We start from the raw sequence: 22,657 nt of genomic DNA on the forward strand, positions 1-22,657 counted from the left end.
GTTTCAAACATTTTTCTCTAAAACAATAAAAAAACAACAAATATTCATTAAAAAGCTATTTTTTTTATGTGATAGTAGTTTTTTTATAGAAATTAATATTTTAAATAATTTTAGGAATAGCGGGAGATTTGATACTTTTATGAAAAATTTAAAACATGAGCTATTACAAAATTGAAAATTTAGAACAGTATTTTAAACACTATAACAAATCAGTTCGAGAACCTAGAAAATTTTGGGGAAAAATAGCAGAAGAAAATTTTACGTGGTACCAGCAATGGGATAAAGTTGTCGATTTCAATATGGCCGACGCCGAAATAAAATGGTTTACTGAAGCAAAATTGAATATTACTAAAAATTGTATTGACAGACATCTTAATAAAAGAGGGGATAAGACAGCTATTATATTTGAGCCTAATGATCCTAATGAAAAAGCATTACATATTACCTATAATGAGTTACATCAACGCGTTTGTAAAATGGCAAACGTACTACGGGAACAAGGTATAAAGAAAGGCGATCGAGTTTGTATTTATTTACCAATGATCCCTGAATTAGCCATTACTACTTTGGCTTGTGCCAGAATTGGTGCCATACATTCTGTTGTTTTTGCTGGTTTTTCTGCATCGGCGGTAGCAACCAGAATAAATGATAGCGATTGCAAGATGGTCATCACTTCAGATGGTGGATACAGAGGAAATAAAACTATTGATTTAAAAGGAATAATTGACGATGCATTGACCAACTGCCCTAGAGTAGAAAAAGTGCTTGTCGCCAAAAGAATACATTCAGAAATTACCATGAAAGCGGGACGCGACCAATGGCTACAGCCACTTTTAGACGAAGCTTCTGATAATAATGTTGCCGAAATTATGGATGCAGAAGATCCATTATTCATTCTATATACTTCTGGTTCAACAGGAAAACCAAAAGGAATGGTACATACTACTGCGGGATACATGGTTTATACGGCTTATACTTTCAAAAATGTATTCAATTACGAAGAAAATGATGTTTTTTGGTGTACCGCTGATATTGGTTGGATAACCGGTCATTCTTATATTTTATATGGACCGTTATTGAACGGAGCAACAACTGTAATATTTGAAGGCGTTCCATCTTATCCTGATTTTAGTCGTTTTTGGGAGGTAATCGAAAAACATAAGGTTACACAATTTTATACTGCACCAACCGCTATTCGTGCTTTGGCAAAAGAAAGTGTGGAGTATGTCCAAAAATATCCGCTCAAGTCTTTAAAAGTGATTGGATCTGTTGGCGAACCAATTAATGAAGAAGCTTGGCACTGGTATAATGATCATGTTGGAAATAAAAGATGTCCAGTAGTTGATACTTGGTGGCAAACTGAAACAGGTGGTATTATGATTTCACCAATTGCCTTTGTAACGCCAACAAAACCAACATATGCGACCTTACCATTACCGGGAATCCAACCTGTTTTAATGGACGAAAAGCGCAATGAAATTGAAGGAAACCAAGTGGTGGGAAGTTTGTGCATTAAATTTCCTTGGCCAGGAATTGCCCGCACCATTTGGGGCGATCATCAACGATATAAAGACACTTATTTCTCTACATTTCCAGGTAAATATTTCACTGGAGACGGTGCTTTGAGAGATGAAGTGGGCTATTACAGAATTACAGGCCGAGTAGATGATGTAGTTATTGTTTCAGGACATAATCTGGGAACAGCGCCTATTGAGGATGCAATCAATGAGCATCCAGCTGTTGCAGAATCAGCGATTGTCGGTTTTCCTCATGATATAAAAGGAAATGCATTGTATGGTTTTGTTATTCTAAAAGAAACAGGAGAATATCGAAATAAAGAAAATCTTAGCAAAGAAATTAATCAGCACATAGCCGATCACATTGGACCAATTGCAAAACTGGATAAAATTCAGTTTGTTTCGGGGTTGCCAAAAACACGTTCTGGAAAAATTATGCGTAGAATTCTGCGTAAAATTGTGGAAGGTGATTATTCAAATCTTGGCGACACATCAACTTTATTAAATCCTGAAATTATTGATGAAATAAAAGAAGGAAAATTGTAAATGAATTAAAACTGCTTGTAATCAAGCAGTTTTTTTTTGGATAAAAATATAAAGTCAGTATTTTAGCTTTTACAGATTCTAAAAAAAAATCAATTTAATGATAACAAAAACGATTGATTATATGCTACAAATAAAGTAGCAATTATGTAAGTTTTATATTAAATTAGTCCTCAACTATATCAAACAATTTATTATTTTTACTTTTCATGAAAAACAAAGAAGTCCTAATTATCGGTGGAGGTTTAGCAGGCTTAACTGCAGCTATACATTTGTCAAAAAATGGATTGCAAGTAATTTTGATTGAAAAAAATGAATATCCAAAACATAAAGTTTGCGGTGAATATATTTCAAATGAAGTATTGCCCTATCTGAATTGGCTTGATTTGGACATTTCAAGTTTACATCCAACACATATTACTCATCTAGAATTTTCAACGGTTTCCGGAAAAATAATTAAAAGTATTTTACCTCTTGGAGGTTTTGGAATTAGTCGATATACACTCGATGAATATTTATACAAGAAAGCAATTGCTAATGGTTGTAAAATAATTCGAGACACCGTAGACGCAATAGTTTTTGATGCCGAAGAATTTACCGTAACCACTTCCGATAAGACCATTTTAAAATCGGAGATTGTAATTGGTGCTTTCGGTAAAAGGTCAAATATCGATCAAAAATTAAATCGTAATTTCATTCAGAAAAAATCTCCTTGGCTGGCCGTGAAAGCCCATTATGCTGGGAATTTTCCAAATGATTTAGTTGGTTTGCATAATTTTAAAGGAGGTTATTGTGGGGTGTCTAAAGTAGAAAATAACACAATCAACATTTGCTATCTAGCTGATTATGAAACCTTCAAGCACTACAAAAACATTGATGAATATCAAGAAAAAGTAGTTTCTGAGAATCCACATTTAAAAGCAATTTTATCAAAGTGCAAGCTGCTTTTTGAAAAGCCATTAACGATTAGCCAAATTTGTTTTGAGAAAAAAAATACAGTCGAAAACCATATTTTAATGATTGGAGACACAGCGGGATTAATTCATCCTTTATGTGGAAACGGAATGGCAATGGCTATTCATAGTGCTAAAATTGTTTCAGAATTAATTGAGAAGTTCTGTAATAAAGAGATAAAATCCAGAACGGAGTTAGAAAATAAATATAAGCAAGAATGGGATTTTAATTTCAAAAACAGGTTGAAAATGGGACAATCACTAGCCCTTCTTTTGCAAAAGCAAAAAATGTCGAAGGTACTGTTGCGAATATTAGTTTATTTTCCATTTGTATTACCAATTATTATTAAAAAAACTCATGGAAAACCCATAAATATAAATTCATAAATGGTTATAAATACTAAAAACAGAACCGATAGACCTGAAACTATGGACGATTTTGCCATGGAAGGAGAAGTCTTACGTGATGCATTGGATAAAATCGCTCAAATCAATCAGCTCTTAGGAGGAAACCAGCTAACTTTACGAGGTGTTCAGGAATTGATTGGGACAGTTGCTAAATCAACGCCAATTACAATAGTAGATGTGGGTTGCGGGAATGGTGATATGTTGCGAACCTTGGCCGATTATGGATTAAAAAATAATTTGAACTTTCAATTAATTGGTATTGATGCAAACAATTTTACGGTCAATCATGCACGACACTTATCCAAAAATTATCCAAATATAAGTTACCAATGCGAGGATATATTTGATAAACCTTTTGCTGAATTAAAATATGATATAGTGCTATGCACATTGACGTTACATCATTTTAAAAAAGATGAAATTATTGAGCTTTTAACTATTTTTAAGACCAATTCAAAAGTGGGGATTGTTATTAATGACTTGCATCGAAATATCATAGCGTATCGATTGTTTCAGGCATTATGTTTCGTATTTCGATTGAATGATATGTCAAGAGAAGATGGATTAGTTTCTATTTTAAGAGGGTTTAAAAAGGAGGAATTGGTTCGTTTTTCAGAAAAATTAAATTTTATAAACTATAAAATCCAATGGAAATGGGCTTTTCGTTACCAATGGATAATTTCAAAAATATGAGTGTAAAAATCAAAGCGGTAAGCAAACAATTACCCAAATATTCACGGAATACTGACGAAATAATTCCATTTCTTGATGCTTGGCTCGAAGGTCAAGATGAACGTTTCATAAGAAAAGTAAAAAAGATTTTTGAAGGGGCAGCTGTAGACAAACGGTATTCTATCATGGATCCTATCGAGGTTTTTACAAAAACTTCTTTTGAGGAAAGAAATGATATTTATATTCGTGAAGTAATTGATTTAGGCGAAAAGGTCCTCGAAAAAGCACTTGAAAAAGCCAATTGGAATCCAGAAGATTTAGATTACATTATAACTGTAAGTTGCACCGGTATTATGATTCCATCACTGGACGCTTACTTAATAAATAAATTGAAATTACGTCAGGATATTGTGCGACTTCCAGTAACTGAAATGGGTTGTGCAGCGGGAATTTCGGGAATTATTTATGCTAAAAATTTCCTGCAGGCCAATCCTGGGAAACGAGCTGCTGTAATAGCGGTAGAAAGTCCGACGGCAACATTTCAATTAGACGATTTTTCGATGGCAAATATAGTAAGTGCGGCAATTTTTGGTGATGGAGCGGCTTGTGTTTTACTTTCTTCCCATGAAGACGATGAAGGACCCGAAATTCTAGCGGAGGAAATGTATCATTTTTACGATAACATTCACATGATGGGGTTTAAGCTTACCAATTCAGGATTGCAAATGGTTTTAGACATTGAAGTTCCACAAAAAATAGCTTCCCATTTTCCGGATATTATTCATCCTTTTTTAGAAAAAAATAATCTAGAAATGAAAGATATAGATCATTTGATTTTTCATCCCGGTGGTAAAAAAATTGTTCAAACGGTAGAAGCTTTATTTTCAGATTTAGGTAAAAATATAAACGATACTAAAGAGGTTTTGCGTTCCTATGGAAATATGTCGAGTGCTACTGTTTTGTATGTTTTGGAACGAATTATGGATGATAATCCAGAGAAAGGATCAAAGGGATTGATGCTGAGTTTTGGACCTGGGTTTTCAGCACAAAGAGTTTTATTGCAGTTTTAAATGAAAAATAAAGAAATCATATCCAAATTACCTTATTCCGAGCCCTTTCTGTTCGTGGATGAAATAATCCGTATCAATGAAAATGGAGTAGAAGGTAATTACACTTTTGATGAAAATCTAGATTTTTATAAAGGACATTTCAAGTATATGCCAGTTACTCCCGGAGTAATTCTCACGGAAGTGATGGCCCAAATTGGATTGGTTTGTCTGGGGATATTTTTATTGGATGATATATTTAGTTCAAGTACTTCAATTGCTTTAACGTCAAGTGAAATGGAATTTTTAAAGCCTGTTTTTCCTAAAGAAAAAGTAACCGTAATTTCGGAAAAAATATATTTTAGATTTGGAAAATTAAAATGTAAAGTAAAAATGATTAATGAAAAAGAGGAAATAGTTTCAGTAGGAACAATTGCAGGAATGATAGTTTCAAAGAGTGAAGTAACTTAAAATTCTTAATGCCTTAATGGTTTAAAAAATATTCTTTGTATGCAAAAAAGAGTTGTAATAACAGGATTAGGCGTGGTTGCTCCAAATGGAGTAGGACTCGATGCGTTTACAAATGCTATAAAAAATGGAATTTCAGGAATTAAGCACGATGCGGAATTAGAAAGATTGCAATTTTCGTGTCAGATTTCTGGAAAGCCTGCCGTTTCTTCTGAATTAGCATTGCAATATTTCTCCGAATTAGAACTTCGAAATTTTAACTCAAGTGGTATTTTATATGGCGTAATTGCGGGAATTGATGCCTGGAAAGACGCAGGATTAACATTGGAAATCAATGAAAACCCTGATTGGGAAAGCGGAACTATTTTTGGAACAGGAACATCTGGAATCGATAAATTTCGGGAAAGCATTTATAAAATTGATGATTTTCAAACTAGACGTTTGGGAAGTACTGCCGTGGCTCAAACCATGAATAGTGGCGTGAGTGCGTATTTAGGTGGAAAATTAGGTTTGGGAAACCAAGTAACTACCAATTCTTCCGCTTGTACGACAGGAACCGAAAGTATATTGATGGCTTATGAACGTATTATATTAGGTCAGGCCAAACGTATTTTAGCAGGAAGCACTAGCGATTCCGGACCTTATATTTGGGGTGGATTTGATGCGATGCGTGTTTGCACTTTTAAACATAATGATTCACCAGAAGAAGGTTCAAGACCTATGAGTGCAAGCGCTTCGGGGTTTGTTCCGGGAAGTGGAGCAGGAGCTTTGGTTTTAGAAGATTTAGAAACGGCTTTAGCTCGAGGTGCAAAAATTTATGCAGAAGTTTTGGGAGGAAATGTAAATTCTGGTGGACAACGCGGATTAGGAACAATGACAGCACCAAACCCAGTTGCGGTTCAGAAATGCATTAAAGATGCTGTTGAAAATGCAGGAATTGATCCAACAGAAATTGATGCTATTAACGGACATTTGACCGCAACATCCAAAGATAGTTTAGAAATTCAAAATTGGAGTGAAGCTTTAGGAAGAAAAGGATTGGACTTTCCTTATATCAACTCTTTGAAATCAATGGTAGGACATTGCTTGAGTGGCGCTGGAAGTATTGAAAGTGTGGCTTCGGTGCTGCAATTGCATCATGGATTTGTTTTTCCAAATATTAATTGTGAAGATACAAATCCTGAAATTACAGCTATTATTGATGAGTCCAGAATTCCGAAACAACTAGTTGAAAAAGAATTAAATGTAATCGCAAAAGCTAGTTTTGGTTTTGGCGATGTCAATGGGTGCGTAATTTTTAAGAAATTTAAAGATGGAGTCGAAGAACTAAGTAAGAAAGAAGAGGAGAAAGAAAACAAGGTTGAAATAATTAAAAATTATAATATACTTTAGTAGCAGAAATATTAAAATAACTATGGAAAAAGAAGAAATAATTGAGCAATTAAAAGTAATTGTTAAGCCTTATATACAAGATGAAGAAGCCTTTAAATCTCTTACGGAAAGTACGGATTTCATTAATGATTTAAAAATAAATTCTGCTAACCTTGTTGATGTAATTTTAGATATAGAAGAAAAATATAATATAATAATTGACAATGAGTCAATGGAACGAATGATTAATGTAAAAGCCGCAATGGAAATTATTGAGAATAAATTGTTAGAAAAAGAAAGTGATTCTTAGTGGCATCTTCTCTAACTAGCGGTAATTACAAGTCGATTCTAAATAGAATTTAATTCTAATGAATATATTTCAGATTAAAAATAGTAATTAAGTGATAGGAAATGACATTGTAGATTTGGCTTTAGCCCGAAAAGAAAGCAATTGGCAACGGAAAGGATTTTTGGATAAAATTTTTACCAAAAAAGAACAATTGCTTATTTCTAATTCCAAAAATCCAGAAATTATGGTTTGGAATTTATGGACAAGGAAAGAAGCCGCGTATAAAATCTACAATCGCCAGACCGGTATTCGTGGATATTTTCCTATTCAATTAGATTGTTTTTACGAAAGTGAAAATCTGGGTATCGTTTCTTGTAATGGAAACACCTATTACACGCAAACTAAAATTTCAGTTGATTGTATTTATACCATTGCAGTAACCGAAAAAGACTATTTGAATCAAATTATAAATTTAGATTCGGAAACTAAAATCATTAAAAGGAATGGAATTCCATTTATAAGGGACGAATTGACTAAACTTTCAAGGCCCGTTTCGATTTCTCATCACGGGCGTTTTTGGATGGGAATTACAATTTGATTTTCAAATAATTATTTTATTTAATACCCAATCTAGATTTTAATTTTAAGAATAATAAAGCAATTCTATAAGCATCTTCTGAGGAAGAATTTCGATCACTTTTTGGTAGATTATATATGCCGCTTAATTCGTCTAATGAGAATTGTTTATTATTAATGTCTTCGAGTTTACGGTACATTACATCAATATCCAAAGCTTCGTTTTTTAGACGGCCGCAATCTAACCTTTCCAGTGCCGCATTAATCATTTCTACGTCAAAATCAATGTGATGTCCTACCAGTACTGCATTGCCAATATAATCGACAAACAATTTTATAGCCTCAAGTTCCCCCAATTTTTTCATTTTACTTTCTACGATAAACTCGTTTGAAAGTCCATGTTCATGAAGAAATTTGTATTGTAACAGAACCGCCTCAAAGTTATCTCCAATAATTACACTATTATCAATTACGGCAAAAGAACCAATTGATAATATGACATCTTTTACAGAATTTAAACCAGAAGTTTCAGTTGACAAAATGACAAATCGTTTTGATTTCTTATCAAATTTAGAAAGGTATTCTTTCCAGAATTCAGGATGTTCTTTATTTATATTTTTAAGCCAGTCTAACATATTAAGAAAATTGGGTGAGTTGAAATTTACTTTTAATCAATTCTTCCAATTCTTTCATTGGTGCCAACGCAGCTTTTAATTTATCCTTATCAATTTTTGATAATTCATTCAAATTTATAAATTGTCCTGAATCATCATTTTTCAAACCTTCTAATGTTCTAATTTTCGACAAAATTAAAAAAGCTTCGGCACAATTAAGATAAATCTCTGCATGTTTTGCATCAGTTATCGCTAATTGTTTGAATCTAAGGTAAGTGTTGTTAATTCCTTTTATGTCATAATTCAATACAAATAAACGAGCTCCATCAATTAATGGCATCAAAGCACGCGTTTTTATATCAAATTTATTTTTGTTTGGTCCTTCTTCTTCGACATTGAAATTTTTGAAAAAACTCAAAGGAGAGTTTTTTCTTAAGGCGTCATTTCCTAAAAAATCAAAGAATAAAGTGTTATTTTTAGCGTTTTTAAAAACAGTCGTAGTTATTGATTCTTCAATTTTTTGTTCTCCAAAGGCAATTTCATAATCAAAGAAAATACTACTTAAATCATTGCTGTTTTCACCTGGAGTATTCATCCAGCTGTTGTATTGTTTAGTCCAGTCTGTCAATGATTTACACCAAAGCATATTGCTTCCCATATGACCGTTTGGACAAAGTTCGTATCCTACTTTTTCTAGTGTTGCTGTAGTTTTTCTTCCCAATTTTAAGAAATAGTCTTTTACGTCTCTATATTTATCCGGTGAAACATCCTCAAAAATTAAAATACTATCTTGATCCGTCAATAGTAATTGTTCTTTTCTTCCTTGACTTCCTATACTTAACCAAGCAAAACGAGCAGGAGGGGAACCTAAATCTAAAATCGAGAGTTCTACTGAACGTTTAATAATAGCCATGTTAATTTCGCTGGCAATATTACTAATATGAGAAAGCGGGATATTTTTATGAATCGAATTTTGAATAATATCAGACAAACGTTCTCGTATTTGCTTTAAATCTTTTGAAGTTTGGGAACGTTTAATTTCTTTTATTAAAACACCTGGATTACTTGCTTGCGCAATAACCAAATCTCTTTCGGAAATAATTCCTTTTACAGCAGATTTGTTTGTACCATCCTGAGTCACACACAAATGAGTCATGTTATGTTTTAGCATAAGCAATTGAGCTTCCGCTAGGGACACATTCTCTTGAACCGTTATCACTGGTGAAGACATTATTTGGTCTACTGATGCAGTTACAGGGAATCGACCGGTTGCAATTTTTGAACGCATATCGCTGTCGGTAACGATACCAATAGGGAAAGTATTCTCGCAAACAATGGCATTATTCATTAGCGTCTCGGTCATGAGTTGAGCAATTTCTTTGACCGCAGTACTTACTGTTGTTTTTATTGGAGAATTATTATAGTTCAGAGATTGAAAATATTGCATTTCAGATTGTTGATCAGAATAGTAAACATTATCTGAAATAAGCTTTCCTCTTAAATTTTCTTTATCTTTGGGATTAGGCGTATTTGTTGCAAAACTCTCGAGCAAAAAATTCAAAACTTCTGAATTATTGGCAACAAAAGGGCGGAAAGTGGCAATAGGAATAGCATAAACGATACTTTCTTCTCTAGCTTTGGCTGTCATCATGTAATTGTTTTTGGCAAAAAATGGACGTAAGCCAAAAATATCTCCTTCATGACATTTGTTTAGTAATGTTTCTTCGGCATCAGCTATCACGGATAAATTGATAACTCCAGAAGCTACAACATAAAAGCTGTCATGTAAAACATCATTAATTTGGAATAATGTTTTATGTTTTTCTAAATTTACAACACGAATACTTGTAGCAATTTCAGATAATTCTTGAAAAGTCAAATGATTAAATGGTGGATATTCCTTTAAGAAATCAGCGATGTGCTCAGCAATTGAATTCATAGTTCTAAAAATAGATAAAGTATTGTTTGTAAAAATAACAAATTAAATATTTACAACGAAACGATAAGGAAAGGAATATTAATGATTTCTATAATAATATAAGTTTGTCTTCTAATTATAAAAAGAACGGTCGTAAAAGACGTAAAACTGTAAGTTCTTCATAGATATAAGAAAAGTCTATTTTACATAATATAAATTATAGTTCACAATTGTATTTAGTTCTAGATGAGCTAATTTAAGAGTATTGACACATAATTTAAACTACTAATTAACTTATTGGTCTACTTCAACAAAAAAGCAGCATCTAAAATTACTTTAGATGCTGCTTTTTTTTAAAACTATATAAAAAAACTATTTTTATTTAAGTGATTTCATATCAATTACAAATCTATATTTAACATCGTTACTTATAACACGATCATAAGCTGCATTTATATTTTGTATATTGATAAGCTCGATGTCACTAGTAATATTATGTTTTCCACAAAAATCTAACATTTCTTGTGTTTCTTTAATACCGCCAATTAGAGAACCTGCAATACCCTTGCGTCCCATAATTATATTTCCTCCGTGAAATGGTTTTAAAGGTTCTACAGCACCAACTAATACCATTGTTGCATCAATTTTAAGTAATCCCAAATATGGATCCATTTCATGACCTACAGGAATGGTATTTAAAATGAAATCGAAACTGTTTTGGTGTTTTTTCATCTCTTCTTCATCTTTAGATACTAAAACTTCATGAGCACCTAGACGTTTAGCATCTTTCCCTTTACTTGGTGATGTTGTAATCATAACTACATGAGCACCTAATGCATTGGCAAATTTAACGCCCATATGACCTAATCCTCCTAAACCTATCACGCCCACTTTATCTCCTTTTTTCACTTTCCAATGACTTAAAGGCGACCAGGTTGTAATTCCAGCACATAATAAAGGTGCAGCTGCTGCTTCGTCTAAATTTTCTGGGATACGTAATACGAATTTTTCATCAACAATTACTGAAGTTGAATAACCTCCATAAGTCTGTTTGTCGGCAATATGTTTGTCTGGACTGTTATAAGTAAAGGTTGCTCCATTTTCGCAAAATTGTTCTAAATCTTGCTTGCAAGAGGAACATGTTTGGCAAGAGTCTACCATACAACCTACTCCTACTAAGTCCCCTACTTTATGAGTCTTGACACCATTTCCAACCTCCACTACTCGACCAATAATCTCATGTCCCGGCACTACTGGATAAGTTGAGCCATTCCATTCGTTTCTTACTGTATGAATGTCACTATGACACACACCGCAAAAGGTAATATCAATTTTTACATCGTCCTTTCCTACAGCTCTTCTTTCTATATCCAAAGGTTTTAAATCTGCTGTTGATGCCGTTGCACCATATGCTTTTACTGTTGTAGTTGCCATAATTATGGTTTTTTTAAAATTATTTTTAATTCAATTGTTTTCTTACGATGTTATTTATAAGCTTCGATCACAGAATATTGTATTTCTGAAACTTCTGTATATTAATCAATCCAAATTGTTTTTGTATTGACAAATTCCCGAATTCCGTAAGCAGCGAGTTCTCGTCCGTATCCACTGTTTTTAATTCCTCCAAAAGGTAATCTTGGATCAGAAACCACCAATTTATTTACAAAACTGCTTCCTGCTTCCAGCCGTAAAGCTAATTTTTCTCCGCGTTCTCTATTTTTTGTGAATACTCCAGAACCTAAACCAAATTGCGAATTATTTGCCAATTCAATTGCGTGATTGTCATCTTTTGCACGTATCACTGAGGCTACAGGACCAAAAAGTTCGTTATCAAATGCTTCCATTCCTGGTTTCAAATCAACAAGTATGCTTGCAGGATAATAGGCGCCCTTTCCCTCGGGAATGACTCCTCCAAGAACTAAACGTCCCCCTTGTTTTATAGTTTTCTCTACTTGTGCGTGCAATTCATCTCTTAAATCTAACCTTGCCATTGGCCCATAATAGGAATCTTCGCTGGTTGGATCGCCCATTTTGGCTGCTTTCATTTTTTTTGTGAATAAAGCCAAAAACGCATCATAGATTGCATCATGAACAATAAATCTTTTGGCTGCAATACAAGTTTGTCCATTGTTTTGCAATCTTCCCAAAGTAGCCAAATCAGTTGCTTCTTCCAAATCCACATCATCCAAAATAATATAGGCATCACTACCACCCAATTCCATCACTGTTTTCTTTAAGTTTTGTCCTGCGATTGATGCAATCGAACGACCAGCAGCATCGCTTCCTGTAAGCGTAATGGCGGCAATATTTTTGTCTTCAATCAGTATTTTTACCTCTTTGGCATCCACATTCAAATTCATAAATACGCCTTTAGGAAATCCTGCCTTGATGAACGCCTCTTCAATAGCAAAAGCACATCCTTGAACATTTGTAGCGTGTTTTAAAACTCCGGTATTACCTGCCATTAATGCCGGAATAGCAAACCGAATCGCCTGATAGAAAGGAAAGTTCCACGGCATTACCGCTAGAATTACCCCAATGGGCTGAAAAGTAACATAACTTTTTGTAGCCTCCGTTTTAACAGTTTCATTGGCTAACAATGTATTTGCATGTTCTGCGTAATAGCGGCAGATCCAAGCACATTTTTCAACCTCTTTGCGAGCTTGACCAATTACTTTACCCATTTCCCTGGTCGCCAGTTGCGCGTATTCTTCCTTGTTTTCGTCAAGAACATCGGCTAGTGCATACATTAACGTGGCTCGTTCGGCAAATGTTTTTTCTTTCCAATGATGAAATTCCTTTTTTGATGCCGCTATTATTTCGAGTGCTTGACTACCAGTAATTCGATCGTATTCACTTATTTTTTCTCCCGTTGCAGGATTGATGCCTATAGTCTTTGCCATTAGTTGTATTTTTAAGTCTCTACTGGTGTTTTATCACCGTAAAGTATAAAAGTACTAAAAAGGAGACGGAAATTTAGACACTTTTGGTTTAATTTGGCAAAGTGTTAAGCTGATTTTCTTACCAAAGTTGGAAAAAATAATATTCGCAAATCTCTATTAAGGTGATTGCTTATAACACACTAACTTTTAAAGAGTAGGTGAATATTTAATGCCAAATCAAATTACTAAAAAAACACTCGAATAAAAGCTGCTTTTACTTAGAACTTCTTAAATCAGATAAGATTAAATGTGTTGTAGGTTCTCCATACAGCAATAGCCTATCTATAAACTGCTGTAAATGCAATTGGTCTATTAATACTACTTTCATAAAAATATTATGCGTTCCAGTAATTCGATACACTTCATAGATTTCAGGAAATTGGTCTAATTGATCACAGAATAGAATTAATTTTCCGCTAAATAACTTAAACATAATAAAGACTTCTAAACCAAAACCAAGCTTTTTGTTATTTAGTTGAACTCCATAACCTTTGATAACTTCGGTCTCCTCTAATTTTTGAACACGTTCCCTCACGGACGATGGACTAAGTCCTATTTGTTTACCAATTTCAACAAAAGAAGCCCTTGAATTGATTTTAAGTTTATCAATTATTTTTAAATCTATTACATCTACCATAAATAAAGTTTTTATTACCGTAAAATTACTTTTTATAATGGAAAAATGCCAAAAAATCCGTTGATAAAATTTTAGTATAATTACCCGTTGCACTAATTTTGTCATATGGATATGATGTTAGTATTGCTTATAATTGGGATTTTCTCAGGATTTTTTATTCAAACTATTAGCGGTTTTGCAGGTGCTTTGGTTGCACTGCCTTTTTTGCTTTTTGTGATGCCTATTGCTGAAGCGGTTACTTATATCTCAATTTTCTATTTTTTATCAACACCCATATATTTTTACAAGGAATGGAAAAATATGGACAAAGACTTACTGAAAAAATTAGCTATAACGTCATTTATTGGAATACTTATTGGTTCCGTAGTTTTATTATATGGGCAACCTCAAATCCTAAAAAAAGCACTTGGTTTATTTATTGTTTTATTTGTTTTAAACAGTTTAATTAATAAAAATGAAAAGCAACTCGGATTCAAAATGAAATCACTTTTTGGGATTTTGGGAGGATTCTTTTCGGGTGTTTTCTCGACCGGCGGTCCTTTATATGTAATGGTTATCAAAAATGAAACGGCTGATATAAAAACTTTTCGCGCTACAATGTTTGGAATTTTGGGATTAGTTTCCGTGATGCGAATATCCGTTTTAGTATTTGAAGGAGTTTTAACAACTACTGAATTGTATAATTCAATGTATGTTTTGCCTTTTTTTATAGTAGCATTAGTATTGGGAAAAATAGTGTACTCAAAATTAAATGAGGAGTTTCTGAAAAAATTTATTTTAGCACTGCTTTTTGTGTCTGGCGCAGTTTTATTGTTCAAAAATTAATAGAAATTTGGTATTTATAATTTATTTAAGGGTACCGCTTTTAAGTTTAATTGGCATCCTTAATTAATTTACCTTTGCAAAAAATTTAAAAAAGCTGTTTTGATTACAAATACTACTATAACAAGAACAAAATATATCCAATTAATTGTAATTCTGGGCTCTTTAACCGCACTTGGTCCGTTTTCGATCGATATGTATTTGCCAGGTTTTGCTGGAATTGCTAAAGATTTGAATACTTCGGTTGCCAATGTTTCTATGACTTTGTCGAGTTATTTTATAGGAATTTCTGCGGGTCAATTGCTTTATGGACCGTTATTGGATCGTTTTGGAAGAAAAAAACCTTTATTTATAGGCTTGTTGGTTTATATTTTAGCTTCTTTAGGTTGTGTTTTTGTTAAAGATATCGATACTTTTATTGGTTTACGTTTCATTCAGGCTGTGGGAAGTTGTGCTGCGACTGTGGCTTCTGTGTCAATGGTTCGAGATTTATTTCCTGTGAAAGATATTCCAAAAGTATTCTCCCTATTGATGCTGGTGGTTGGGCTTTCGCCAATGTTAGCGCCAACAATTGGTGGTTATGTTACGGCTGATTATGGTTGGCATACCGTCTTTTTTATATTAATGTGTTTGGGAATTTTGATTCTTTTGGCAGCACAAATTGGTTTGCCAAATACTTATAAACCGGACACTTCGATTTCATTAAAACCAAAACCTATTATTACAAATTTTATAAATATTGTAAAAGAACCTCAGTTTTATACCTATGCTTTTACAGGAGCTGTAGCTTTCTCCGGATTATTTACTTATGTGGCGGCCTCCCCTATTTTATTTATGGATATTTTCAAAGTAGAGGCAAAAGTTTACGGTTGGATATTTGCTTTTATGTCTTTGAGTTTTATCAGTGCCAGTCAGCTAAATTCGGTATTGTTGAATAGATTTAAAAGTGAGCAAATGATTTTTGGCGCTTTAATTACACAATCCGTTATTGTAATTTTGTTTCTTATACTTTCAATGAATGGTTTATTAGGCTTGTACGGAACGATTACTATGTTGTTTTTATTCTTGGCCTGTTTAGGAATATCTAATCCAAATACGGCGGGACTTACGCTTGCTCCTTTTTCAAGAAATGCAGGAAGCGCCTCTGCTTTGATGGGCGCTATTCAGTTGGGATTAGGCGCTTTGGCATCGTTTGCAGTTGGTGTTTTTGTCAAAAATTCTGCAGTTCCAATGGTTGTCATCATGACTGTTACCACACTTTTGGCATTAGTGATTTTGCTTATTGGAAGACGAACCATAAAAAAAGCAATTCCCACTTCTCACGATGAGGGAATTGCACTAGTTCATTAATTAGTTTTTTAGTTTTTTCCCGGTCGGATAATCATTCTTAGCGATTGGTTGCTTGAAAAATAGGCAATCATCCAGTTGTAAAATGTTTTTACTCTATTGCGATAAGAAATCAATGAAATTAGGTGGATAAACAGCCAAATCAACCAAGCAAAAAACCCATTGAAATGCAATTTAGGTTTTGGCAGATCAACTACAGCCTTGTTTTTTCCAATAATTGCCATAGAACCTTTGTCATTATATTTAAAAGGAAGTAGCGGTTTATTTTTAACCATTAATTTAAAATTGTCAGCCAAATTAATCCCTTGTTGAATGGCGACTTGGGCGACTTGTGGATGTCCTTCCGGAAAATGTTTATCGGTAAGTTGAAGGCAAGTGTCACCAATGGCGTAAATGTTTTGGGTAGCGTTTACTTTATTAAAAGCATCGGTTGCCATTCTTTTTCCACGACCATAACTTTCCATAGGAATTCCTTCAAATGCTTTGGCAGAAACACCTGCAGCCCAAATCAAATTTTTAGTTTGAATGGTTTCTCCATTTGAAAAATACACGGTATCATCAACATAGTCAACCACGCGAGTATTTAATTTTATAACAACTCCTAATTCGGTCAGGGCTTTGAATGTGTCGTCTTGTGAGGCTTTACTCATTGGAGCCAAAATAGCGTCTGCGCCATCAACCAAATAGATATTACTAGCCGAAGTCCCAAGTTCCGGGTATTCTTTATGGAATATGCTTTTTCTCATTTCGGCAAACATACCTGAAAGTTCCACTCCTGTAGGCCCACCGCCGGCAACGACAATCGTTAAAAGTTTGCGGCGTTTTCGAATGTCTTTGCAAATAGCAGCTTTCTCCAGATTTTTTAATATGATATTGCGCATTTCAATGGCATCATTCAAGGTTTTCATTGGAATGGCATTTTTCTGTACGTTTTCCATTCCAAAATAACTCGTTTCAGCTCCAGTGGCAAAAACCAATTGATCGTAACTTAACTCTCCGTTATTCAGTATAATTTTGTTTTCCAATGGCACCACTTTTAGCAGTTCTCCAAGGCGAAATTGTAGATTTTTTTTGCCTGCAAAGAATTTACGAAAAGGATAACTGATGCTGGAGGGTTCCAGAAAAGCGGTCGCAACCTGATAAATAAGCGGCGGAAAGAAATTATAATTGTTTTTATCAACGAGTGTTACCTGAATCCCTTTTTGATTTAAAAGTTCTTTGGCTAGATTGATTCCTGCAAAACCGCCTCCAATGATTACAATATTCATAAGCTATTATTTATAGTTTTAATAAAAAAATATACGATAAAGATACTTCATATATTGGGAGACTATTTAATTTCCAAATAGTAAAAAACTATGGTAGTATTACTTTACTATTGATATTTAAATAGAATCGTCTCTTTTCTTTAACTATAAAATTCACCAATATGCCATAGAATTCCAGATGGGTCGTGTATAAAACATTCTTTTCCCCAGTCATTTTCCGTGATTGGAACCAGTTTTACTGCTTTGTATTTGGTGGTCAAATTTAGTTCCAGAAGGCTTTTCCAAAATTGATCGACATCTTCCACTTCTAAGAAAAGCATCGTGTTATCTATCCAATCTTTTACAAATGCATCTTGTAAATAAAAGGCCAATCCATCCATTTTGAATACTGATAAATTTGGACTCAAAATAGTTTCTTCAAAACCCAATTCACTATAAAACTTTCTAGACACTTCATAGTCTTTGGCACCAATAAAAGCACGAATCGATTTAGCTTTAGTCATCATAATGATTGTAATATTTATTTATATTTTTCGGGAAATGTAGCATTTTGGGAGCAAGTGGCGCTCTTTATTTGCTATAGTTTAATGGATAATTCCAAATGCCCACCTAAACCTAATTCAACGATTTTTTGTAAAGTTGAAAATCTAGCTTCTTTTACATTATTCTCAATTTTCGAAATATAAGACTTTGTAGTTCCAACTTTATCCGCAAGCTCTTCCTGAGTTAAACCTTTTTGAAGTCTTGCATCATGAATCATTGCACCAATTTTAAAGTTTTTAAAGCCTGCATCAAGTTCATCACGTTTTTCCGTTCCTATTTCTCCGTAATGTTTAGCTTTAAATTGGTCGAGTGTTTTGATATTATTATTTTTCGTTTTCATACTCCTTTTTTATTTTAATTGCTTTTTCAATTTCATTCTTCGGTGTCTTTTGCGTCTTTTTTTGAAATCCATTTGTTAGGATTATTAATTGACCCTCATCAAAAAAACAAAAGATTCTGAAAATATCGCTTCGTTGCTGAATTCTTATCTCAAAAAGTCCGTCAGTATTTTCAATATGTTTAAGATACGTTTCTGGAATTCGCTCTAATTCTTCTATTAATTCTAACGTCCAAATAATTTTTGCCTTGACTTTTTCACGTTGCTTTATAAAGAATTCTTCAAAGTAATCTTTATAAAAAATTATTGTTCGTTTCTTACTCATTACACAAAGATACAAAAGTTGTACCAAAGTGAAACTTTTAAACTTGAATTTTAAATATATTTTGTTTTTTGCATTGAAATCACCTTTGGTTTTCTATGCTATTTTCGCGTTGATATATCCACGCGATCTGGTTTTTTTAGGAAATCCTAGAATACTTGTTTAAAAGCACTCCGGTTTTAGCTATCCGCGTTGCAAACGCTACGATTTGTCTTTCAATTTAAGTATGCACTCGTCGCAGACGAGCACCAGAGAACGTGGACAAACGAGCGCCAGTTGGGATGTCGCAGCAGAACTAAAATACAAATAAAAAATTAATAGCACGATCATTAATCTCTCCTCTGGTGCTCGTCTGCGACGAGTACCGACTTACTCGTGTGAACTAAATAAAGCGTTTGCAACGCGGCTATTACAAACAGATTACCACAAAGGTGCAGCATTTACAGTATAAAAAACAGTATTGTCTTCTTCATAATTCCTATAACTACTGTTTACATAATCTCTTTCATGAAAAACGATTTCTGCTTCAACGGGATTATAATGTATGTAATTTACACGTTGCTCTATTTTTTCTAAAGTATCCAATATAACCGGATGAAAACCATCTTGCCATACTTTATAATTTTTAGCTCTTCCTGATTTTTGAGCTTCATAACTAAATTTCCGTAAAAGCCATTCTCGCCTGCTCTCAGGATGTTCTTTGATGGCTTCTATCAGTTTTTTTGATGTGAATTTTTTAAAATCCCGGATAACATTTTGTAACTCTCCATCAAATGCTGTTACAATTAAATGAATATGACTTGTCATATATACATAAGCATGCACACTCAATCCTTTTTCCTTGATGCAATAATTTAGGGATTCATCCAAAATAGCACAATAATTAGGTCGTACAAATAAATCCACCCAGTCTACAACTGTTATAGTAATAAAAGTTGGTACGTTACTATCGATAACCTTGTATTTCTCAGACATTTTTTATCAAATATTGAATTTAAGGAATTCTAGAATACTTGTTTAAAAGCACTCCGGTTTTAGCTATCCGCGTTGCAAACGCTACGATTTGTCTTTCAATTTAAGTAGGCACTCGTCGCAGACGAGCACCAGAGAACGTGGACAAACGAGCGCCAGTGGGGTCTGTAGCCGAGCTATCGGGAATGCAATTCCGCAATTTTCGCGTTGATATATACGAGCTATTCTACGATCCGAGTAATTTCGGCTCAACGTGAACATCATTGCAAAACGATAAGTCTCAAGTCTTGTATATTGTGAAACTGCAATTGTGTGCAGTAGTTCTTTGTTTCTCTAGTTAAGTTTCGCCCAATTTTCTATTGGTTTAGCGGCGCTATATTTAATTGGTTTTTCAAAATTCAATTCATCATAACTTCCTTTAGTTAAAGTGAGTCCAATTTTTTCTAGTTCTTCAACATACACCATTTTAAAGACATCAACTCTAATAGGTTTAAAATATTTATCTGCATCGACGGCAGGAATGGCATAGTTAAGTTCTTTCAAATCTGATTTGATACTGGGATAAAGGATACCATTAACACCTGGTGCCTTAAAAAAGAATTTTGAAATTGCAATTGACTTTTTGTACAAATGTTCATTATTTTCATCAACTTTGCGCGTAAACTCTTCAATAATAAATTCTTTTAACATATTGTCTAAATCAAATAGTTCGTTGTCTTGATAATGATTTTCTAATATATTTTTATGTATAGTTGAATATTGCTTCAAGTATTGTTCTCTATCAATATATTTTATAGCACCTATATCTATCAATTCTATTTTTTTAATAGTTTCACATTCTATGCAAGTTATTAATGAGCCAACAGGTGGGTTAGTTTCTTTTAAAGCTGTATGTCCGCCACCTGCTAAATATAATATTTGTTCTTCTACATCATTACATCTACCAATTTTTCTTATTGCTTTTTTTGGTGGATACCATAGCTCACTTAATTGTGAAAAATCTTTTTGTCCCTCGTTGATTCTAATTCTGTGTGACTTTATACCTTTTGGGAACGAAATGAGTACAAATGAAAAATTAGTAACAAGTTTCATAAATTCTTTTTCAAGTTCATCAATTGTTGCTGTTTTCGTATCCATTGATTTAAATCTATTTAAAGACTCTAAAACTTCTTTCTTTAACGGGAACTTTTTCATTAATAATTTGATATTCTGATTTTTGGTTCTACTATTGCACACAACGTTAGATCGCTTTGAGATGGTTTGTGCTTCGTAACCACTAATTTTACGGATGAACGAGAATATGATGCGAAATGCTAATCCCACTAAATCACACACTTTATCAAAACGGCGATTGGGCGTTCGCTTTTTTTTTCTTTTTTACTTAAATCTGCATTCTCCGTCTCTTTTTACATCTTCAATTCTTTTAGCATATTCGGTTTCAATTTCTTTAAGAGATTCTGCTTTATCTGTTGAACTTAAAGACTGATCATTTTTAATATTCTCGAAATCTTCTTTGTGTGTTTTTTCTATCCATTCAAGATTATGCTCCATAAAATCTTTTCTTCCCGATGGCATAATATTAGCAAACTCTTCTTTTGTCATATAAAGAGTTTTATTGTTATCAGTTTTAGATTTTTCAATAACAGGTTCGCTATCCATTTCCTTTAAAATATCTTTAACAATACCTTCAATTACATAAGTTGCACTTGATTCAGCATTGACTGAAACATCATTGACATTTGTATGGTCCGCAAGGAGTGAGTAATCTCCATCTTGGTCAAATAATACATTCAAGTATTCAAATTGAATTTGATTATCATTTATTCTATTTCTAAATCTTAAAGATAATACTCTAAAACTTATGTTGTCAGTTTTAAATTTAGTGAATACTGTAGTTTTTTCTTTTTCACTTAAACGCTCCAGTGAATGACCTGATGGTCGTAGTATCCAACATTCATTAACAACTTTATTTACGTCAATATTTGTTGTTTTAATAACTTCCATTTCTAATTCATCTGGATATAATGAAACTTTTTTCACCTGAGAAGTGATTGAATCTAATTTTAATTCAATTTTTTCATCCAAATTAGGTTCTGATGTTGTTTTGTCAACAATCCAATTGTTAAATTCCTTAATCATTTTAACTTTACCACTTCCAGTATTAGTGTCCATTTTGGAACAAGAGCATAATGTAATTAGTAAACTAACAATTGTAATTTTTAATACTTTCATTTTTTATGTTATTTATTTGATTTCCAAAAGATAAATGTGTTTTTGATTTCATTCCAATAAGTTTTGTCAGCTATTTTGGGATATGAAGGATGATATGCGTTAATACATAATTTATCAGGAGAAATTATATAAAATGCTGTATTATTAGTGTTTTTATCGGCATATTTTTTTTCGGTTTTTGAAATATCCCAATTTATTTTGGATAAATCTTCATATTCAAAATATTTGAGTGTGTTTCCGAATATAATAATATTGGGATTTAAATACTCTATTTGTTTTAAAAGTTCAACTTTTCCTTCATTATATGCTTCTTTAATTTCCTTATCATTTGAGGAAGAATCCGCAGGAAACTTGTTTATGTTGATATATGCAATTTGTTTTACTACTTTATAAGCTTCTTGATTTGCATATGGTATATTTGCCCATTCGATATTTGGATTTAAAATACCAAATGTAGCATAAATCATTTTTCGAAATGTTGGGACAGATAAAGCATTTTTTTTATGCCAATCATTATCAAATCCTTCACATATATTTAATTCCTTTTCTTTGTCTTCTGCAGAAACGTTTGCTTCTTTTAAAATCCATAAAATTTTACACGATGCATTATCGTATTCAGTAGGATTTATTTTCCCATCTATTATTTTTTTCATTTACTATAATCGGTATTTTTCGTTAAAGTGACGCCCAACTTGTATAAACCATCAAATATATACATCTTTTTGGTGTTTCTTTAATAAAAATTTAATCTTTTTCTTTCATTTTATTCAGTTTTCTAAATGTAAGAATTCCTTTTACCACATGAAAACAAAAAAACCATTGCATCGCTTTATCAAGCATTGCAATGGTTTTTCAATTAT

23 protein-coding genes are annotated in these 22,657 nt (G+C 33.0%); 10 read left to right on the forward strand and 13 right to left on the reverse strand.

Going from position 1 to position 22,657, the window contains the following annotated elements; translation table 11 throughout:
- The first annotated feature begins 155 nt into the window (after positions 1–155).
- The 8 genes from acs (at position 156) to IWX84_RS10845 (ending at position 7,865) form a co-directional block, all read left to right on the forward strand.
- Positions 156–2,063 carry an acetate--CoA ligase gene (gene acs, locus IWX84_RS10810; RefSeq protein ID WP_196850766.1) on the forward strand — a complete coding sequence of 636 codons (1,908 nt, stop codon included), beginning with the start codon at positions 156–158 and terminating at the stop codon, positions 2,061–2,063.
- A 206-nt stretch (positions 2,064–2,269) separates the two neighbouring features.
- The gene (locus IWX84_RS10815) at positions 2,270–3,400 is read left to right on the forward strand and encodes an NAD(P)/FAD-dependent oxidoreductase (RefSeq protein WP_196850767.1); all 1,131 of its coding nucleotides are present in this window, start codon (positions 2,270–2,272) and stop codon (positions 3,398–3,400) included.
- Positions 3,401–4,114, forward strand: coding sequence for a methyltransferase domain-containing protein (locus IWX84_RS10820; protein ID WP_196850768.1), 714 nt, complete (start codon positions 3,401–3,403; stop codon positions 4,112–4,114).
- A complete protein-coding gene (locus IWX84_RS10825) occupies positions 4,111–5,163 on the forward strand; it encodes a type III polyketide synthase (RefSeq protein WP_196850841.1) in 1,053 nt (350 codons plus the stop codon). The genes IWX84_RS10820 and IWX84_RS10825 overlap by 4 nt, the downstream gene beginning before the upstream one ends.
- Positions 5,164–5,610: a 3-hydroxyacyl-ACP dehydratase FabZ family protein gene (locus IWX84_RS10830; RefSeq protein WP_196850769.1), complete on the forward strand. Its 447-nt coding sequence runs from the start codon at positions 5,164–5,166 to the stop codon at positions 5,608–5,610.
- Between the two features lie 39 nt (positions 5,611–5,649).
- Positions 5,650–6,999, forward strand: coding sequence for a beta-ketoacyl-[acyl-carrier-protein] synthase family protein (locus IWX84_RS10835; protein WP_196850770.1), 1,350 nt, complete (start codon positions 5,650–5,652; stop codon positions 6,997–6,999).
- Positions 7,000–7,021: 22 nt separating this feature from the next.
- Positions 7,022–7,288 carry an acyl carrier protein gene (locus IWX84_RS10840; protein ID WP_196850771.1) on the forward strand — a complete coding sequence of 89 codons (267 nt, stop codon included), beginning with the start codon at positions 7,022–7,024 and terminating at the stop codon, positions 7,286–7,288.
- 91 nt (positions 7,289–7,379) lie between these two features.
- The gene (locus IWX84_RS10845; RefSeq protein ID WP_196850772.1) at positions 7,380–7,865 is read left to right on the forward strand and encodes a 4'-phosphopantetheinyl transferase superfamily protein; all 486 of its coding nucleotides are present in this window, start codon (positions 7,380–7,382) and stop codon (positions 7,863–7,865) included.
- Between the two features lie 16 nt (positions 7,866–7,881).
- Here IWX84_RS10845 and IWX84_RS10850 read toward each other — a convergent pair whose 3' ends face one another.
- The 5 genes from IWX84_RS10850 to IWX84_RS10870 all read right to left on the reverse strand — a co-directional run bounded on the left by IWX84_RS10850 (position 7,882) and on the right by IWX84_RS10870 (position 13,954).
- On the reverse strand, positions 7,882–8,478 hold the full coding sequence (locus tag IWX84_RS10850; RefSeq protein ID WP_196850773.1) for a PolC-type DNA polymerase III: 597 nt from the start codon (positions 8,476–8,478) through the stop codon (positions 7,882–7,884).
- A 1-nt stretch (position 8,479) separates the two neighbouring features.
- Positions 8,480–10,396: a DUF294 nucleotidyltransferase-like domain-containing protein gene (locus IWX84_RS10855; RefSeq protein ID WP_196850774.1), complete on the reverse strand. Its 1,917-nt coding sequence runs from the start codon at positions 10,394–10,396 to the stop codon at positions 8,480–8,482.
- Between the two features lie 357 nt (positions 10,397–10,753).
- Positions 10,754–11,809: an NAD(P)-dependent alcohol dehydrogenase gene (locus IWX84_RS10860; RefSeq protein ID WP_196850775.1), complete on the reverse strand. Its 1,056-nt coding sequence runs from the start codon at positions 11,807–11,809 to the stop codon at positions 10,754–10,756.
- A 101-nt stretch (positions 11,810–11,910) separates the two neighbouring features.
- Positions 11,911–13,278, reverse strand: a complete 1,368-nt coding sequence (locus IWX84_RS10865; protein WP_196850776.1) for an NAD-dependent succinate-semialdehyde dehydrogenase — start codon at positions 13,276–13,278, stop codon at positions 11,911–11,913.
- A gap of 253 nt (positions 13,279–13,531) precedes the next feature.
- Complete coding sequence (locus IWX84_RS10870) at positions 13,532–13,954, reverse strand: Lrp/AsnC family transcriptional regulator (RefSeq protein ID WP_196850777.1); 423 nt, start codon at positions 13,952–13,954, stop codon at positions 13,532–13,534.
- Between the two features lie 105 nt (positions 13,955–14,059).
- Between IWX84_RS10870 and IWX84_RS10875 the strand changes: the two genes are divergently transcribed.
- A complete protein-coding gene (locus tag IWX84_RS10875; RefSeq protein ID WP_196850778.1) occupies positions 14,060–14,779 on the forward strand; it encodes a sulfite exporter TauE/SafE family protein in 720 nt (239 codons plus the stop codon).
- A 117-nt stretch (positions 14,780–14,896) separates the two neighbouring features.
- Positions 14,897–16,126 carry a multidrug effflux MFS transporter gene (locus tag IWX84_RS10880; protein WP_196850842.1) on the forward strand — a complete coding sequence of 410 codons (1,230 nt, stop codon included), beginning with the start codon at positions 14,897–14,899 and terminating at the stop codon, positions 16,124–16,126.
- Between the two features lie 8 nt (positions 16,127–16,134).
- On the opposite strand, the gene IWX84_RS10885 is transcribed toward IWX84_RS10880, so the two are convergent.
- The 8 genes from IWX84_RS10885 to IWX84_RS10920 all read right to left on the reverse strand — a co-directional run bounded on the left by IWX84_RS10885 (position 16,135) and on the right by IWX84_RS10920 (position 22,450).
- Positions 16,135–17,391, reverse strand: a complete 1,257-nt coding sequence (locus tag IWX84_RS10885; protein ID WP_196850779.1) for an NAD(P)/FAD-dependent oxidoreductase — start codon at positions 17,389–17,391, stop codon at positions 16,135–16,137.
- 140 nt (positions 17,392–17,531) lie between these two features.
- Positions 17,532–17,897, reverse strand: coding sequence for a glyoxalase (locus IWX84_RS10890; protein ID WP_196850780.1), 366 nt, complete (start codon positions 17,895–17,897; stop codon positions 17,532–17,534).
- 71 nt (positions 17,898–17,968) lie between these two features.
- Complete coding sequence (locus IWX84_RS10895; protein WP_196850781.1) at positions 17,969–18,274, reverse strand: helix-turn-helix domain-containing protein; 306 nt, start codon at positions 18,272–18,274, stop codon at positions 17,969–17,971.
- Positions 18,258–18,596: a type II toxin-antitoxin system RelE/ParE family toxin gene (locus IWX84_RS10900; protein WP_196850782.1), complete on the reverse strand. Its 339-nt coding sequence runs from the start codon at positions 18,594–18,596 to the stop codon at positions 18,258–18,260. The genes IWX84_RS10895 and IWX84_RS10900 overlap by 17 nt, the downstream gene beginning before the upstream one ends.
- Before the next feature lie 417 nt (positions 18,597–19,013).
- A complete protein-coding gene (locus tag IWX84_RS10905) occupies positions 19,014–19,568 on the reverse strand; it encodes an REP-associated tyrosine transposase (protein WP_196850783.1) in 555 nt (184 codons plus the stop codon).
- Between the two features lie 330 nt (positions 19,569–19,898).
- Positions 19,899–20,759 (reverse strand): RES domain-containing protein, encoded by an 861-nt coding sequence (locus IWX84_RS10910; protein ID WP_196850784.1) that lies wholly within the window; start codon positions 20,757–20,759, stop codon positions 19,899–19,901.
- Between the two features lie 183 nt (positions 20,760–20,942).
- Positions 20,943–21,737 (reverse strand): hypothetical protein, encoded by a 795-nt coding sequence (locus IWX84_RS10915; RefSeq protein WP_231385469.1) that lies wholly within the window; start codon positions 21,735–21,737, stop codon positions 20,943–20,945.
- Positions 21,738–21,805: 68 nt separating this feature from the next.
- Complete coding sequence (locus IWX84_RS10920) at positions 21,806–22,450, reverse strand: hypothetical protein (protein ID WP_196850786.1); 645 nt, start codon at positions 22,448–22,450, stop codon at positions 21,806–21,808.
- Positions 22,451–22,657: the final 207 nt, after the last annotated feature.

This window comes from Flavobacterium sp. CG_9.10 (genome assembly GCF_015752245.1).
Taxonomy (GTDB): Bacteria; Bacteroidota; Bacteroidia; order Flavobacteriales; family Flavobacteriaceae; genus Flavobacterium.